We start from the raw sequence: 16,547 nt of genomic DNA on the forward strand, positions 1-16,547 counted from the left end.
ATGACGACCACGAGCGGTTTCCTGCTGGTGCTGTCGATCATCGTCCCGATCGCAGGCGTCTTGCTGGCCTTCGTTTTGGGCGACCGCTACGTCAAGCTGGTCGCCTGCGGGATTGTCCCGCTCGCGTCGGCGATTGCAATGGCAATCCTCTTCGCGCTTCCGCAGAGCAACGGCCCCCTCGTTTATCTGCTCGGCGCCTGGCCGCCGCCACTCGGAGTAGCGCTGCGTGCGGACGGATTGTCGGCAGTGATGCTCGCTGCGACCGCAGTCGTAATCTCAGGGGTCGCTGTCTTTGCTGCTCCCGATTTCTCACCAGCTTCGACCCAAGCCCGCACGCCATTCGCGTTCTGGATCTTGCTGCTGGCGATCTGGGCGGCGCTGAACACGATCTTCCTGGCTGGAGACCTCTTCACACTCTACGTTGCCCTGGAACTGTTGACATTCGCCGCGGTGCCGCTGGTTTCACTCGACGGCCGCGCCGAGACGCTGCGCGCCGCGATGCGGTATCTGCTCTTCGCGTTGCTAGGCTCGGTTCTCTACTTGATGGGCACGGCACTCATCTATGGTCTCTACGGCACGCTCGATATCGTGCTGTTATCGCGTCGCGTCAGCGCAGAGCCGATCTTGCTCGTCGCAGCCGCGTTAATGACCACGGGTCTTCTGGCCAAGACCGCGCTATTCCCGTTGCACCTTTGGTTGCCGCCTGCCCACGCCGGCGCGCCGGCAGCCGCCAGTGCGATCCTGTCCGGCCTAGTGGTGAAAGGATCTTTCTTCATCGCCGTTCGGATCTGGTTCAACGTTATGCCTGGCCTGCCTGGCTTCGCCGCCACACAGTTGCTCGCCGCGCTGGGAGCCGCTGCGATCGTGTTCGGGAGCGTCGTGGCGCTGCGGCAGGAACGCCTCAAGCTCCTGATCGCTTATTCGACCCTGGCCCAGATCGGGTATCTCTTCCTGATGTTTCCGCTCGCGTTCGATGCCGCCGGCCGTTTTCAGAATGGTGGCGCCCTGGCTGGCGGTCTGCTTCAGGCCTTCTCTCACGCCACCGCGAAGGCCGCGATGTTCATGGCCGTCGGATCGATCTACGCATCGCTCGGCCACGATCGCATCATGGGGCTGCGCGGCGCGGCAAGGGCTCTGCCCCTGAGTGTTCTGACCTTCGCGCTGAGCGGCATCGCGCTGATGGGCGTACCGCCGAGCGGCGCGTCCCTTGCGAAGGATCTACTACTCCGGTCTGCCGCGGGCAACGGCCAGTGGTGGTGGGAAATCGGGCTCCAGACGGGGGGGATGTTTACGGCCGCCTATGTCGTGCTGGTTCTGGCTTACGCGCTCGCTCCCTCGGACAAGCCGATCGCCTTGGCTGGCCCCACGCGGCTCATTCGGGACGCGGCGCCGCTTGTCCTGGCGCTTTGCTCGCTATTGTCGGGCCTCGTGCCTTGGGGGCCATATCTACCGATCCCGCACGACATAGGATCATACCTTCCCAGCCTCGGGACGCTTTCCAAATTGCTTTTCCCTGTCCTGGGAGGCGCGATCCTGGCGATCCTCCTCAGCCCCTGGCCGCATGCACTCGGGTCGTCGACCGCCCGGAACACCCTCGCGACAGTTGTCGGTCCATTCCGACGCGGCTGCCTTGCCTTCGGCAATCTCGTCGAAAAGGGCAACGAGACTCTTTGCCAATGGCCTGCGGCAAGCATCTCCCTTCTCCTGCTGGCGCTGATGTTTGGCGCGTTGATGCTCGCGGCCATTTGAGAAAGCGGACACGTGATCTCCAACGACACGCGGATCGTCCCGATCGGAGGATCAGGAACGTTCATCCCCGCGCCGGAGCTGGGATGTCCCGCAAACGAACCCTCGACTAGTCTCGGCCATCGCGCCCGCGATGGGTGCGGTCTCGGAAAGTTTCGGGGGACTTTTGGTCGGCGTGCTCCTCCTCAACCCGATCATCGGCGCCGCGTCCGGCGCGTTGACGGACTTCGGCATCAACGATGCCTCATGAAGGAACTGTCTGCGACGCTCAGCTCGGCGACGCCGCCTGCTATTACTCTGATCGGATTCCGCGCTTGTGATGACAGATTTGGTGATGTCGATCCTGAGATGGTATTCGTCATCGAACCGGCACAACGTTGGGAATCCAAATGATCTCCGACGGCTAAGATGAAGTCACGCTACAGGCTGAGCAGCATTCGACAGGGCATCTTTTAGCTTCTCTTCCTGCTCTGACGACAACGAGGAGCGGATCACGTGACCCTTGAAGTCCGACAGCCGAGCGAGAATTTTTTCTGGCTGAGCTTTACGGATCAGTAGAAAGAGCGCGGAGGTGCCCGGTTTGAGCGTCTCGCCGATCGATTTGATGAGATCGTCATTGATTCCGTAATCTATCATATTGCCGGCCAGCGCGCCGGAGCCAGCGCCAACGGCTCCGCCGAGCGCAAAGCCAGCCAGTGGATTGAGAAATAGAAGGCCGATCAGGGTGCCCCACATCGCGCCGCGCAACCCGCCCGTGGCCGCGCCATAGCTCGTCAGGCTGACGCTTTGCTTGATCCTGACCTTGCCCTCGGGGTCGCGAATGGCGATGACAGCATCTTCCAGATCGATCAGGTATTCGCTTTGCAAACGGTTTAGCTCAGTTAGAACCCGATCGGCATCATCTTCCTTATCAAAACCGACTACCAGGAATTCAGCCATAGCAATTCCTCCAAGCAGTAGAACCGAACGTCTCCAATCTCAAAGCATTCAGGTAGCGTACCTCGCAGGGTAGAAAAATGACAAGCAGGGAATCATGTCCGTCCGTTACGTATGGTGAGATAAATGGGCTGCTTCGCCATCAGCGCTTTTCGTCATGGATTGCAATAGCTCACGCCTCGGAAACCGCGCGCCGCCTTTGACTCAACTTGCACAAGCGACAGCTTCTCGAAATTAACCGATCCACCTCTGCCTCTTATGCGGCAATAACCCCGTAAACGTTACGACGCGACCTGCCGCGCTCATTGCTGAGAGCATCGGCCAGTCTCACGATACACCACAGGCTGATCGAGCGGCGCATGAAGACAGCTGTCGCCAACGACCGCATCGCCGCTTCATCGTCTTGGGTCGCCCAGGCAAACCGGGACTGCTTGATTCAGCTTACCCAGTTCGGGACTGAACAATTAGTCCCGTTTTGGCTCGGATGCTCCGGGTGGTCCTGGCGGCCCGGGTGGTCCTGGAGGCCCGGCAGGTCCGCAGTTTTGTATCACCACGTCACGGCTGTGGGATCCGGAGGTGACCTTGACGACGCAGGTTGCAGGAAACTCCTGGCCGGTCCATCTGAACCCACCGGTAGCCGTACTCTTAACTTTCACCGTCCTGGTTGGGTTAATCTTGATTTCGACGGTTGAGTCGTCCGTACGCCGGATCCGACCCTCAATCGTCAAATCTCCTCGCCTGATGCTGGCAGTCGTAATAAAGATATCTGCAGATGCATTGATCGGCCATGCGGCCACAAAACAGGTGGCGGCGCCCGCGGCAACGTTAACTAGCTTCGAAAGCATGGTGAACATCCTCCATACCCGAACTTAATTTTCATCACGGAAATGCACTCGACGCAAGAACGAGCGATGATTTGTGGTTTCGCTCACACTTGCGACAGCCTGCGCTCCATCCCGGAGGCGCGCTTTGGCTGGAGCTTCATTTTAGGTCGATAGCGCCAGATGCGTTGATTGAGCTGCATATGTACCTCCGTGGCTCGTGTGAACATGGCCACAGCAATTGCTTCGCTGCGCGCCTGTATCCACTCCAAAACGAGGTAGCCCCATCAGAACAGCAGGTCAGAGTTAGTATTATCCTTTTTTGGGATAATCCCGTCTCGGGATCAGCTTGCCCGGGCGATGACCATTTCCGCCCGCGGGATCGGCAAAACCGTCCACTCCTCAGATCAGGCCGCCTTCTGCGCCCTGATGGTGGCTGCCCGCAAGCAGGCCGGCCTGACCCGACATGAGCTGGCGCGCCGGCTGAAGCGTCCCCAATCCCTTGTCGCCAAGTACGAAGGCGGCGAGCCCACATCTCATCTATTATTTAGAAGAACGACCCGTTGGCCGGTTGAGACTCTCTCTCGCACATCAAAATAACAGCGAGGCATCGGCGGTTCCTGATGGCAGACAACCCGTAAGCGCCAAATCATTCCCGCTTAATGACCTCGTCGACATCAACGGTGACGATTACTTTTCCCTCAGCGTCGGTAACCTGGATATCGTCAGGAGGCTTTCCGCCAAACTTCACGGCCTCGAGCAAAGCCTCCCGTGCGGAGGATTCTGCAACGCTTCGGGCAGATTCTCGGTCCGGAAGTTGCTCGCCTTCATCATCCGCCAGCAGCTTATCGCCTGTTCTAGCGTTAAAGTGAAATAACGGCATCCTGAACCTCCTCTCTCTCGCTCAACTTTTCAAGTCCGAAAAGCCGTCAGTGTTCCAGACTTCGTTTGTGAAACTCACTTTCGCGGTGAGGACAGCATCGCAAAGTCGTGCTGCAAGGAAGGTATCGCCCAGAGCCTCTCACTACACCTTGTCGAAGGAATAACCTGGAAACCGGCTATGACGGTTGGCGGTCGCTGCGATCCGAATGATGGTTGAGATGTACGAGGAGCGCGCAAAGCAGAACGGATCGTTTTCGGGGGAAAGGACTTAAGATAGTGCTGCCTTTGCAGCTACCCGAACTTGATGCGTAAATTCGTGTAGCTATGTGGCATGGCTGATGTGAACCGGTCGATTGAAGGAGCGAGGATGAGCAAGCGTGACGTAGGCATCGGCAAAGGTGGCGAAACCCACCAAGTGGCGAGTGGCGGATCCGACGCGATGACGACCAACCACGGCGTGCCGATCAGCGACAACCAAAACAGCCTCAAGAGCGGCGCGCGCGGCCCCACGCTACTTGAGGATTTCGTGCTTCGGGAAAAGATCTTCCACTTTGACCACGAGCGCATTCCGGAGCGAATCGTGCACGCCCGCGGCTCCGGCGCGCATGGCGTGTTCGAGGCGACGGATGATATCTCCGACCTATCCAAGGCAGCGGTGTTTACGAAGGGGGAGAAGACCGAGGTGTTCGTGCGCTTCTCGACCGTCGCTGGCGGGGCGGGCTCGGTTGACACACCACGTGACGTGCGCGGCTTTGCGGTGAAGTTCTACACGCGCGAGGGAAACTGGGACCTCGTCGGCAACAACATCCCGGTCTTCTTCATCCAGGACGCCATCAAGTTCCCCGACCTCGTCCACGCTGTGAAAATGGAGGCCGACCGCGCCTATCCGCAGGCTGGCAGCGCGCACGACACTTTTTGGGACTGGGCGTCGCTTATGCCCGAGACCACCCACATGCTGATGTGGGCGATGTCTGACCGGACGCTGCCGCGCTCGTTCCGGATGATGGAAGGGTTTGGCGTCCACACATTTAAGCTGGTCAACGCGTCCGGCAAGGCGAGCTTCGTCAAGTTCCATTGGAAACCGCGGCTTGGGCTGCAATCGACGATCTGGGACGAGGCACTAAAGCTCCAATCAGCCGACAATGATTATCAGCGCCGCGACCTATTCGAGGCGATCGACACCGGCACTTTTCCAAAGTGGGACCTTGGCATCCAGGTCTTCGACCAGGCCTTCGCGGATGCGCAGCCTTATGATGTGCTCGACGCGACCAAGTTGATCCCAGAGGAGGACGTGCCGGTCCGGCTGATCGGCACGCTGACCCTGAATCGGAACGTCGATAACTTCTTCGCCGAGACTGAGCAGGTGGCCTTCCTGCCGAGTAACATCCCACCGGGCATCGACTTCTCGAACGATCCGCTGCTGCAGGGCCGGCTGTTCAGCTACATGGACACCCAGAACTCGCGGTTGGGTACGACCAACTTCCACCAGATCCCGATCAATGCGCCGCGCTGCCCGTTCGCCAACATGCAGCGCGACGGGAAGATGCAGACGCTAGTGCCCAAGGGCCGCGCGAACTATGAGCCTAACAGCCTTGCCGAGCATGGCGAGGACGGTGGTCCCCGAGAGACGCCGAGCGGCTTTGCGACGGCCAACCTCACCTCCGGCCCGGATGAGACCGGCGACAAGCAGCGCGCGCGCTCGGAGAGCTTCGCAGACCACTACAGCCAGGCGCGGCTGTTCTACCGCTCGCAGGACGAGCACGAGCAGGCACACATCGCTTCGTCGTTCGTTTTCGAGTTATCGAAGGTCGGCCTGCTAGACGTGCCACGGCGCATGGTCGCGAACCTGCGCAACGTCGATGAGGACCTCGCTAGGCGCGTTGCGGAGGGGCTCGGGATCGAGCTGCCGACGAAGGCCAAGGCGGCGCGGGAGCCGGTCGACATGGCATCGTCCGATGCGCTCTCGATCCACAAGAACATGAAGGATACGCTGGAGGGACGCGCGGTCGGTATCCTGATCGCTGACGGCACCGACGCGGGTCAACTCGACGCTGTTGTCGCGGCCGTAACAAGGGCGAAGGGCAAGGCCGTAATAATCGCGCCCAAGATTGGTGGCGCAACGCTGTCGGATGGCAAGATCCGCAAGGCCGATGGCCAGCTCGCCGGTTCGCCGAGCCAAATCTTCGACGCGGTCGCGATCATCCTGTCGGACGAGGGCTGTCAGGCGTTGCTCAAGGAGGGTGCGGCGGTCGAGTTCGCGATGAACGCCTTCGCGCACCTGAAGGCGATCGGCGCCAGCGACGGCGCGCAGCCCCTGCTCGACAAGGCTGGCGTCGGGACGGACGAAGGGGTTACCGGGCTGGACAGCGCCTTCGTCAAAGCGGCGGCGCGACGCTTCTACGATCGCGAGCCGACGCTTCGGACGTTGGCTTGAGCCGCCCGACAGATGGCATCGCCAACGCTTGGGACGAGGTGGTGCGGACCGTCGCGTTTGTCGGTGCGGGCCCACGACGATCTATACGCTGTGCGCATTTGTCGATGAGACGACCGCACCGGCAAGGGTGACGATCTTTGAGGCGCAGCCGCGCGCGCGCTTAGTGCGCCTCGGTATCGATCCCGACATGATAGACGGCCGAACTTTCTATCCGCAGCTGGCGTTGGGCGGTTCCCGCACCTCGGCGACGAGTCGCTGCAGCGGTTCAACCGCTACCTGAAGCCAGTGTTCGTCGACGAATATGCGACCGTTCCCCACCTCTCGATTGAGCGAATGCTCGCACTACATAGCGGCGGCCGCCTGGACGTGATCGCGTTGGGGCGCGAACATCGCGTCGGCAGCCACGGTCTTGGTCGACGGTGAGCGGCACCACTTTCCGGCGTTCGTTGACGCAACCGGCCAGCGAGCGCTGGAGTTCGTCGTCGGCGCGGCGCTGACCGGCCGCGCCATGCGGTCCGGCGCGGACGTTGCCGAGCTGAAGGGGGCGACTTAACGACAGTAATCAGCTGCCGTCGATGGTGGAGGCCACGAGCGTGAGGCCGGGATGCCGAGACGTTCCTGTGTTCCAAACGTACTCAGGAACCATTGGGCAGGATCTCTGTTTTCAAGATCCCACTATGGAACGGCATGGAACAGCGAATTAAAAAGGCCACCCTCGCTGAAATGCCAAGAGAAATGGTCCTGTCCCAAAAGCTAAATCGACCATAGAGTCCTTGCCAACGATCAAGATCACTCGAAATCTTGGGCCAGCGTCGCTACATTGACCATCTGACAATTCAGATCATTTAAACGCGGTTGCGGCGTTAGAGGTGGAAAAATCACGCCGCGCGTCTATTTCCATTTCGACCCGCGCTTCGTAGCAGCCTCGCCCGCCACACGCGGGCGCCAACTTTTGTCAGCGCCGGCCCTTTTGAGGGTTCTCGGTATTGACCTTCATTCTTAGCACCTCTTGCAATCTCCTATCTACCTCCGGCTGCATTCTCGGGTTGGCGGCCGTAGCAATCACTTGCCCGTGCTCGTCGCTGCACACATTAGCCGCGCAGCCATAAGCCCGCAGAAGCTGTTCGACAGCTACGACTGGCTGAGGCTGCTGCGGGAGCGGCGTCGGTATATGCAACTGCGATCCTTCAGGCCGCATATCTTCCATTCTTGGTCTTATGTCCTCTTCTCCCGGCTTGCTTTTGGTTCGGATCCTCCCGCTTGTTCTTGTCCTGTAATTGGTCGTTTGGGTCGGCCTGGGGGCTCTATTTTTTGTCGACATGTTAAGATCCTATTTTCGCTCAGACTTCGCTCTTGAGGACGCCGAACGTTGAACGCATGCGGTCAGGCTCGGCTCTCATCGCCGAGTCATCAAAAATAACGTCCCAAAACTGTCGCAGTTTCCTCCAGAGAAAATTTAGTTAATCAGTGGTTGACATCATCGCCGCGGTTAGGGCTGCCTTGAATCTGGCGCGGCGCTCGAGCTCCTCGTTATCGCGGAGCTGCTCAGCTACGAACTTGACGTCGGTCTTCATGTTGCGATCGCGCTCGGCAACCTGCGTCACGCCAGACGACACGATGCTGCGCTGAACAAGGATCGTCGCGCGCACCTCAGCGACGAGGCATATCGACACACCTTCAGTCATCAGCGTATCAACCTCGATTTGATCCGTGCGGTCTTTTGTCGGAGCGCGACCGCCGCATCCCTGGTCGCAGACTTGACTATGAATTTCAGTTCCGCGGCAGTCTGATTGAGATCGCCCTTGGCGACAGAGGTAACCCCGCGCAAGATGGCGTCTCCGCGCTCTTTGCAGCCGCATGCTATAGCAATCGCCACTCAGGACGTCGGGTAGTTGGTTCGCAGTGGGATGCTCATATTCAGTTTACTGATACCGAATGCCACTGCGGCCGTATCCCTGCCGTGCTAGTCTTAATCTATGGCCCATCCGGTCCGGAGGACTAAGCTATGGCTAAACGTGAGCAACGCGGGAACCGCGAAGCAAAGAAGCCGAGGAAAGAAAAATCCAAAGTGAGCGCGGCGGCGCGGAAGGTGCGCCTTGTATCTTGCTTCCCTTTTTCCAGATAAGCGTCACCGATGACGACCGTCTTGAGCGGCGTGTCCTCAATTTTCGTATTTGCCTTTGCGACCGTCATGCCCTCGACGTCGAGTGAGACGTCTTTAATGGCCGGGTTTAGCTGCCGAAGGGCGGCTAATCCGGTGGATCGGCATAAATCCAGCTCTGGATCAGGAGTTTGAGCCGCAGCGGATTCGACAGACGCACATATTGCGATAAGCGCTAAAGCAACGGTCGCTTTCCAGACAATCATTTTGATCCTTCCGAATTAGCCGTGGAGCGCGGTCGGCGTACGCGGGCGATATTCCGCCGCGCGTAACGCCGGAACCCCCGCTTACAAGGAATAATAATCGTCGACCGCTTTAGGGCGATTTGGATCCGACCAGTTCCAGTTGTTCTCGTCTGCATACTTTGGTGCGCCGTTGAGCTTATCCACCGTAATTCCGGTCCGATAGCCGCCAAGCGTGGTGTCATACTTCAAGCTGTGCCAGGGAAGCGGATAATGGTCGTTGCCTATGCCGAGGAAGCCACCAAAACCGAGAACTGCATACGACACGCGGCCGCTCGTCTTTTCAATCATGACGCGCTCAATCGAGCCGATCTTCTGGTCGTCGGGGCCGTAGACAGCGGTACCCTCGACCTTGTCGCTACCGATCAATGTGCCGGTCTCTCTTTCTTCAACAGCCATGCAACCCCTCCCTTGTTAGGTTAGGAAGGGAAACCGAGGGGCATCTCGATTGTTCCAGGCACGGGCAGACGACTAGCTGCGATGCTGAAACAAAACGCGTCTCAGGAACGTCCAGGCGATTAGCAGGTTGTCTGGCATGGCACATAGCAAAGATCACGGCATCATTCGCGACGAGAAGGGGCAAGAACAGCCCAAGGATCTAAAGCGCGTACAACAGTCCGGGATGCAAGAACAGAAGGACGCGGCCAAGCAGCCTGAGTCACCGGGACAGCCAGCAGGCGGGGAATAGTACCGCGCAGGATACCGCCGAAGACCTAGATCGCCGCAAAACGGTCCGCTGCGATACTGCTCAGTGGTACGAAAAGCCTTGGGGAATATGACGTGAATTCCATCGTGTGGACTGATCAAGCCAGAACAGCCTTCCTTGAGCTTTCGCTCGCACAAATCTCTTCCCAGAAGCAACAACTCGCACATCAATTAGCAATCCTCCGAAGACTACGGCATGAATTGGACAATGAGAACGTGCTCGCCGAGGAACTGCCTCGAAAACGGCGGCCGGTTCATGATCAGATATTGAAAATTATCGACGAGGCGGGCGCGGTCAGCGCATCCGAGCGAACACGTTGCTTCGATCCGTCGCCAACACCAAAGGTCCGTTGAGGTCCGCTCCATGAAAGACCTTCTGAACAGGCTCCAAAAGTTGAAAGACGACGCGGAGGATTGCGCTCTCATCAGCAGGCTCGCGACGGATCTGCATAAACGCAAGGCATTCGCCAAACTCGCAGAAGACTACAGAGCGATGATCGCAACGCTCGAGACGAGCATTGAGGAAGCAAGGCGCGATACGAGCGCTTAAAGAACCTCAAAACGAACGACTGAGATTGCTCTCAAAAATTCTTGGTATGCTCGGCTCCAGAAGTCGTTATTTTGGAGCCTTCTTCATGTGCCTGGTCACTTCCACACTGCACGCCTCTTGCCTACAGCTTCTTGGCCTCATCTGGCTGTGAACGTTACCGCTAGCCAGCGGCCTCCTGCTCAGAAAGGCCGCGCGCCGCTGACGGCTCTCCGGTGGGACGCAGCCGTCGATACCTATTTGAGATGAACCTTAATCTTCTCACATATAAGCAATCGACCGTACAGCATAGACGAGGTTAGACTCTATGCGCCATGGTGCGCCGTGCGCGCTCCTAGCCCTTTCTAGTATTGCGACAAGTTGACACAACGTTCGCCGATTATGGGCGTTAGCTCCGCCTAAGGAGAACGCCATGAATGAAATCAAAGAACACATGACAGTCGTCGGCAAGGACGGCGGCCCCACGTCGGAACCGTTGACGGTGTCGAGGGCAACCGTATCAAACCGACCAAGGGCTCCGATGGTCAACATCACTATATCGACAAGCAACCGGTGGCTTCAGTTGATGGTAATACAGTGAAGCTGTCGATGGATGCGCCACGTTAGTGCATAAATAGTGAGTACAAGGGGTGGATATAACCCACCCCTTTCAAGCTGCCCTGCGCAGCAGGGTCGTCAGGATTCGATAAGCTCGCGCCTGCCCGCGACTTCGATGTTCTCCCGCTGGAGCGGTTGGTCATGCTTTCAACACTGGAACACTGCCATCACCGGGGGAGGCGTCCATGCATAGCGCCTCCTCGTCCGCGTCGGGTTGCTCTAAAGCATTAAGTTACTCGGATTGCGTTACAAAAAACTTCGCCGCGCGGGCACTTACATTCCGCCTGGGAAGAACCCGAAAAGTCTTGCCGTTTTTCCCGCAAGTCCGAACAGATTTTGAAGGAACCAACACGAACGCTCGTTGTTACTTCACGGCTCGGAAAAGCCGGAGGATATAATAATGGGTAAGGGCGCTCTTCTTTGGTTACTCGGTATTCCGCTCCCAATCATACTTCTGCTTTGGCTGTTTGGATTTCTGCACTAGTTGCGTAATTGCCCTGACGATGAACTTCGATCATTCTTGCAAAGTCAGCCGTCGTCAGATGCCTAATTGCGCCTGTTGACGTGGCTTTGGATCTCGGCGATCCGCGAAGGCGCCGTCCTAGCGGACAGATCACCTCGTACCGCTTAAATTTCCCGATGACGAAGAAGATCGTCGAGATCGAGCTGGCGCGTGAACATGGCAAGGCCGCCGTCTGCATCGCGCGGCCATTCCTCCGCTGGCCGATCCCAATACAGTTCCACGCCATTCTGATCGGGGTCCCGCAAGTACAGCGCCTCGCTGACGCCGTGATCGCTGGCAGCATCGAGGTGAATGCCCGCTTCGCGCACCCGGCGCAACGCTTCGGCAAGCGCAGCGCGTGTCGGATACACAATCGCGGTGTGAAATAGCCCCGTTGTGCCGGGCGCTGGCGGAGAGCCACCCTTGCTCTCCCACGTGTTTAGTCCAATGTGGTGATGGTACCCGCCGGCGGAAACGAACGCGGCCTGGTCGCCATAACGCTGCATCAATTCGAAACCGAGCAGCCTTCAGAAACTATCGCGATAGTTATCCGCCTCGAACATTTGCGGCGTGGGTCCGGCGGCTTCCCCGCCTACAACGAAGTGATGAGACCAGACATGGTTCGGATGCTCGGGCCGAGACAGATGCACGATCCGTGCTATATCCGGAGCTGCCTCTCTCGGCTGTTCTGAGGAACCTTTAACCTTCCCGCCGCGCCGCATTGAGCGTCTCGCGTCCACAAGCTATTTCTCGCCCTAAAGAGAAGCTCGGCGTGTGGCGAGCATCTCACCATATAGCTAGGCAGCGTTCACATTGCCGGAGAGTTCTCGGGTTAACCGCCCCCGTAACATAGCTAGAACCGCTGCCTCCTCCGGATTGAGGCCGTCCAACCCGTCCCGCAACTCATTCTCGACCGCCTTTTTGATTTCAAGCACGAGGTTACCGTCGAGATATGATGTCAGCACCTCGGGGTGCACGTAACATTTGCGACAGATGGTCGGGGTGTTGCCCAAGCGCGCCGCCACGTTCTCAATTGCGGAGCGAAGGTTGCGCTTGGCCTGGGCCGCACTGTCGAAGGCCTTCACCTCATTCAAGGCCATGGCTGCAAGGACGGTACCAGCCCAAGTCCGAAAATCCTTTGCTGTGATGTTCCGTCCGGTGATCTCCTTCAGATACTCGTTGACGTCGCCTGAGGTCACGTCTTGCGGCTTCCCATCTTCATCCAGGTACTGCAATAACTCTTGGCCAGGAAGCTCCTGGCAGGCCCTGATGATTTTTGCGATGCGCCGGTTTCTCACGCGCAGCGACCACTGCTTGCCACTCTTACCGATAAATCGGAAGCGGACTTCGTTGCCCTCCACCGTCGCGTGGCGGGTCTTCAGCGTGGTTAGACCATAGCTATTGTTTTGCTTCACATAGTCATCGTTCCCGACGCGGATAAGAGTGGTTTCGAGAAGGTATACGACCGTAGCAAGAATTTTCTCTCGCCGGAGTCCCCGACATGCCATGTGCTCGCGTATCTGGGCTCGAATCCCAGGCAGAGCCTCAGCGAACGCCACCACGTGCTCGAATTTGGTGCTCTCGCGCACCTCACGGAAACGCGGGTGGTAGCGATACTGCTTTCTGCCTTTCGCGTCGCGGCCCGTCGCTTGAATATGCCCATACGCAAACGGACAAATCCACACGTCAGTCCAAGCCGGCGGAATTGCGAGCGACTTGATGCGACTGAGTGCATTTGCCTCTGCGAGCCTGGAGCCGTCAGCACGAGTGTAGCAGAATCCTTTGCCCGATCTCCGCCGTCGTATGCCGGGCTTACCGTCTGAGACATATCTCAGCCCGGCCGACTCCGCTGCATCCTTAGGATCGACGATCGCCTGCTCGGCCGCGGCTGCGAACAAGGTTTTCCCCTTAGTTGCCTACAGCAGAAACTTGACGCGGTAGTCAAAGTTCCTGCCCAATCGATCCTATTCCTGTGCCGAGAGGCAAGCCGCGGCGAGGACCGTTGAGCCTTCCAAAGATAAAATTGGATGCTCTGTCGATTCCGACGAAAAGGCGCGATCGGCCCTCGGCGGTTTGGATCTCGGCGAGGTGGACCTCCGACAGTCGGCTACCGCTTGTTTATAATCGGCGTCTTAGTCAGGACGAGCTGCGGTGTCGTGCCGCTCTTCCATGCGTCTGCCGCCGCGTCGGGCTGCGGCGCGGAGCTCGCCAAATCCTCGCGGGACTTTTTCGCTTGCGAGGTGTAGGTGCCCAGCTCCTTGTCCCGGCTCTTGATCATCTCGGGCTTGAGCTGGCCGTCCGCCGTGAAGCCCATCATCAGTTGCGGGATGCCGGTAGGAAGCGCGGAGTCCTTGTCTACCTGCCAGGTGTGCCACGTCTTCCCGTAGGTGGACACGAGCGTAGCCATGGCGATGTGCTGCACCGTCGCCGGTATTCCCGGCATCAGCAGCTCGCCTGCGAGCGCCTCGTGGCGGTGGCTGTGCCACAGCGCCTTCTCCTCCTCAGGCAGCGTCTTGAAGATGCGCTCCGAGACGATGTACTCGATGCCTATTAGCCGGGAGTGGGGCTCGTTCCCGTCATAGATGACGCACTGGTAGAATTCCTCGGTCACGTGGCTGCAATAGTGGTGCGCTTCGATCTGCCGGCCCATGTCGTCGGCGTAGAAGTGAAAGCCGTTGAGATACATGTTGATCGCGCTGACGGGGCCGCGGCTCTGAAGAAGGTCCGCCCCCGCGCCGAGCATCGTGCTCTTGGCGGATTTCTCCCCGCCGGGAATGGCGCCGCCTTTCTCCGGCTGCTGCGCGTGGGCGCGGCCGCAGGCGCATGAGAGGAAAGCCGCCGCCGATCCGGCGAGCCCGACGAACCCGCGGCGATTGAACGAGGGATATCTGAAAGCCATGGCGATGATCCGTGCGGTTGACTTGCGAGCCGACAATCATCCGCGAACGTGATTGTTCCCCTTGGCTTGGGGGAGCCGGTCTCAGTCGGTCCTAATCCACACTGAGCCGAAGTGCTCGTGGCAGTACTACTGCACCGCTTAACGAGGAGGATATCGACGCCCTAATCGCGGCGCACTAATTTTTCCCGATTTTAAATCTCCGTTCGAGTATTTCACGAGGTCAAGCACGACCCATTGCCTGATCGTTCAGCGCGGGGGTTCAGCTAATGTGTACTCGGCGCGCGAGTCGCATCACGTTTCCTAGCAATAGGATGCTCCTTTGGCTTCTTACCGGGCGGTCTCGCTTCGTAATCACCGGCGATCACAAGGGTCCAGTAAGTGCGCTTGCCGCTCGCGTCCTTGGCACTCGCAATCCCTACGCGAGACGCATTGTGCAACAGCAGGTTCTTGCGGTGGCCGGAAGAGCCGATCCATTGGCTGAGCGTTTGCTTGAAACCATCATGGCCATAGGCAATGTTCTCGGCGGCACGCCCCGCTCGCGCCGGTGCGACCCGGCTGGTAACGAACCCAGCGTCTCATGACTCAGTTCGTTCTTTGCCGCCATCGCTCGTGCTTGCTCCAGCGCAATGCGGTCAAGGGTTTCATCACGCACGACGGCAACTTCGCCATGCATGAGCCGGAAGTCGGAGATCAGTTCTGCAGGCGACTCGCCGGCTACTGCCGGTGAAGTCATTAGCAAAAAGACTGCGGCAGCTCTGCCAACTCCTCGCTCTTTCATTCTCCCGAAGGACATGGGCTCACCACCATAGCTTCTCGGTGCGGAGGTTCGACGAATCCGCTCCTGGAGTTAGGGTGTTCGAGATCATGCACACTTCGACTGCGTCCCCAGGTCAGCGTTTGGATTTCCTTGACTTCGATTTCTTGGCGACCTTCTTTGCGGTCTTTTTCGCGCTCTTTTTTGGAGCAGATTTCTTAGTGGACTTTTTGGTTACCTTCTTGGCGGCTTTTCTACCGGCACTTTTCTTCGGTGTGGCTTTTTTGGAAGCTTTTGCTTTCTTCTTGGGAATGGCCGACTTCTTCGATTTCTTCCTAGCCTTCGAGACTGCTTTCACTGGAGCCCTCTTCTCTTTCTTAAACCGGTCCACAACCGCCTCGGCTGAATGCGCCAGCAGGGTGGTACTGCTTGCAATCAGGTTGCCGATGGCGTTGCCAATACCCTGTTTGGGTTCGTCGTCCTCTTTATCTGGCTTTTTCTCAGTATCCATGAGGCACCCTCCACAATGGGGATAAGACTAGCCGATTCGACTTTGGCTCAATGGGGAAATAGCGCCTACATTGCTATAGAGTGTGTTTATGCACCAATAAGGGGTGGTTTCTCGGTGCAGTCGAGACGCCGGACTGAACCTGCCAGGCCCGTCGAGCCTACCCGCCTCGACAACCCCTCGCGCGATCCAGAGCCGCCTCGCCAGCGGGAAGTTTGTGATCCATTCTGATTGTTCGAGCGGGCTATGGACGAACGTCGCAGCACAAAGCGCCAGCGGGTCCTGAAGGCCGGCAGCATTCAAATCGGCGCTGGCGGCGCAATCGATTGCACCGTGCGAAATTTATCGCAGTTTGGCGCAGCGCTCGATGTGCAAAGCCCGGTAGGAATTCCAGACGAGTTCATCCTGATCATACCGAACGACCGGCTGCGGCTTCCGTGTCGTGTAGCCTGGCGCAAAGCCGGGCGGATAGGAATCAGGTTCGGTTAGCCTGCATCTTCGAAATGATCCCTCTTGGAACCAGGGAAGCTGCCCGGCGAACGTCAGCTTTCGAAGGCAACGCCAACGAGATGTCGGTTTCGCCAAATCAGCCGGCATCGACGCGCTGTGCGAAATTTATTAAAGAAAATGTCAAAGACTGGGACACGATGGCGAGCCGCGAGCGAAAGGCCAAGTCCAACCTCGGGACATCTACATCCCCGAACAGCATGAGGACAACTGGAGATGAAGGTCGATCAAGATCGTGCGGAACGACTTGAATGCTTGCGCGAGCCCTATCCAGGACAAGAGAGCGCGCCAAATCCACGAAATCGT

Annotated in this window: 16 protein-coding genes and 3 pseudogenes; 8 read left to right on the forward strand and 11 right to left on the reverse strand. The window is 58.4% G+C overall.

Going from position 1 to position 16,547, the window contains the following annotated elements:
• Together AC1RT6_RS06195 and AC1RT6_RS06200 are read left to right on the forward strand one after the other, a co-directional pair.
• Complete coding sequence (locus AC1RT6_RS06195) at positions 1-1,749, forward strand: complex I subunit 5 family protein (RefSeq protein WP_472791374.1); 1,749 nt, start codon at positions 1-3, stop codon at positions 1,747-1,749.
• A 243-nt stretch (positions 1,750-1,992) separates the two neighbouring features.
• A complete protein-coding gene (locus AC1RT6_RS06200; protein ID WP_201789033.1) occupies positions 1,993-2,139 on the forward strand; it encodes a hypothetical protein in 147 nt (48 codons plus the stop codon).
• 21 nt (positions 2,140-2,160) lie between these two features.
• On the opposite strand, the gene AC1RT6_RS06205 is transcribed toward AC1RT6_RS06200, so the two are convergent.
• The 3 genes from AC1RT6_RS06205 to AC1RT6_RS06215 form a co-directional block, all read right to left on the reverse strand.
• Positions 2,161-2,685, reverse strand: a complete 525-nt coding sequence (locus tag AC1RT6_RS06205; protein ID WP_079447948.1) for a DUF1269 domain-containing protein — start codon at positions 2,683-2,685, stop codon at positions 2,161-2,163.
• 1,220 nt (positions 2,686-3,905) lie between these two features.
• Entirely contained in the window at positions 3,906-4,043 is a 138-nt protein-coding gene (locus AC1RT6_RS06210; RefSeq protein WP_210189129.1) for a hypothetical protein, read from the reverse strand.
• Between the two features lie 109 nt (positions 4,044-4,152).
• Positions 4,153-4,386, reverse strand: coding sequence for a DUF6894 family protein (locus AC1RT6_RS06215; protein WP_079447949.1), 234 nt, complete (start codon positions 4,384-4,386; stop codon positions 4,153-4,155).
• A 366-nt stretch (positions 4,387-4,752) separates the two neighbouring features.
• Between AC1RT6_RS06215 and AC1RT6_RS06220 the strand changes: the two genes are divergently transcribed.
• Positions 4,753-6,819, forward strand: a complete 2,067-nt coding sequence (locus AC1RT6_RS06220) for a catalase (RefSeq protein WP_079447950.1) — start codon at positions 4,753-4,755, stop codon at positions 6,817-6,819.
• Between the two features lie 409 nt (positions 6,820-7,228).
• Entirely contained in the window at positions 7,229-7,372 is a 144-nt protein-coding gene (locus tag AC1RT6_RS06225) for a hypothetical protein (RefSeq protein ID WP_158081551.1), read from the forward strand.
• A 907-nt stretch (positions 7,373-8,279) separates the two neighbouring features.
• Here AC1RT6_RS06225 and AC1RT6_RS06230 read toward each other — a convergent pair.
• The 3 genes from AC1RT6_RS06230 to AC1RT6_RS06240 all read right to left on the reverse strand — a co-directional run bounded on the left by AC1RT6_RS06230 (position 8,280) and on the right by AC1RT6_RS06240 (position 9,621).
• A complete protein-coding gene (locus AC1RT6_RS06230) occupies positions 8,280-8,504 on the reverse strand; it encodes a hypothetical protein (protein WP_079447952.1) in 225 nt (74 codons plus the stop codon).
• A 313-nt stretch (positions 8,505-8,817) separates the two neighbouring features.
• Positions 8,818-9,186 carry a hypothetical protein gene (locus tag AC1RT6_RS06235; RefSeq protein ID WP_472791373.1) on the reverse strand — a complete coding sequence of 123 codons (369 nt, stop codon included), beginning with the start codon at positions 9,184-9,186 and terminating at the stop codon, positions 8,818-8,820.
• An 81-nt stretch (positions 9,187-9,267) separates the two neighbouring features.
• Positions 9,268-9,621: a PRC-barrel domain-containing protein gene (locus tag AC1RT6_RS06240; RefSeq protein ID WP_079447955.1), complete on the reverse strand. Its 354-nt coding sequence runs from the start codon at positions 9,619-9,621 to the stop codon at positions 9,268-9,270.
• A gap of 381 nt (positions 9,622-10,002) precedes the next feature.
• Between AC1RT6_RS06240 and AC1RT6_RS06245 the strand changes: the two genes are divergently transcribed.
• From AC1RT6_RS06245 to AC1RT6_RS06255, 3 genes and pseudogenes are all read left to right on the forward strand, one after another.
• Complete coding sequence (locus tag AC1RT6_RS06245; RefSeq protein ID WP_472791372.1) at positions 10,003-10,281, forward strand: hypothetical protein; 279 nt, start codon at positions 10,003-10,005, stop codon at positions 10,279-10,281.
• A 10-nt stretch (positions 10,282-10,291) separates the two neighbouring features.
• A complete protein-coding gene (locus AC1RT6_RS06250) occupies positions 10,292-10,477 on the forward strand; it encodes a hypothetical protein (protein WP_079447956.1) in 186 nt (61 codons plus the stop codon).
• A 409-nt stretch (positions 10,478-10,886) separates the two neighbouring features.
• Positions 10,887-11,080, forward strand: a pseudogene (locus AC1RT6_RS06255) (DUF2171 domain-containing protein).
• Positions 11,081-11,698: 618 nt separating this feature from the next.
• Here AC1RT6_RS06255 and AC1RT6_RS06260 read toward each other — a convergent pair.
• The 5 genes and pseudogenes from AC1RT6_RS06260 to AC1RT6_RS06280 all read right to left on the reverse strand — a co-directional run.
• Positions 11,699-12,097, reverse strand: a pseudogene (locus AC1RT6_RS06260) (VOC family protein); the annotation flags it as partial.
• A gap of 273 nt (positions 12,098-12,370) precedes the next feature.
• Complete coding sequence (locus AC1RT6_RS06265; protein WP_472791371.1) at positions 12,371-13,471, reverse strand: DNA topoisomerase IB; 1,101 nt, start codon at positions 13,469-13,471, stop codon at positions 12,371-12,373.
• Between the two features lie 209 nt (positions 13,472-13,680).
• Entirely contained in the window at positions 13,681-14,472 is a 792-nt protein-coding gene (locus AC1RT6_RS06270; protein ID WP_079447959.1) for an OBAP family protein, read from the reverse strand.
• A gap of 263 nt (positions 14,473-14,735) precedes the next feature.
• Positions 14,736-15,250 (reverse strand): annotated as a pseudogene (locus AC1RT6_RS06275) (CAP domain-containing protein).
• Positions 15,251-15,362: 112 nt separating this feature from the next.
• Positions 15,363-15,737, reverse strand: a complete 375-nt coding sequence (locus AC1RT6_RS06280; RefSeq protein ID WP_079447961.1) for a hypothetical protein — start codon at positions 15,735-15,737, stop codon at positions 15,363-15,365.
• 243 nt (positions 15,738-15,980) lie between these two features.
• On the opposite strand from AC1RT6_RS06280, the gene AC1RT6_RS06285 reads away from it, so the two are divergent.
• Positions 15,981-16,223, forward strand: coding sequence for a PilZ domain-containing protein (locus AC1RT6_RS06285; RefSeq protein ID WP_079447962.1), 243 nt, complete (start codon positions 15,981-15,983; stop codon positions 16,221-16,223).
• Positions 16,224-16,547: the final 324 nt, after the last annotated feature.

This window comes from Nitrobacter sp. MLSD-S21, from assembly GCF_058809865.1.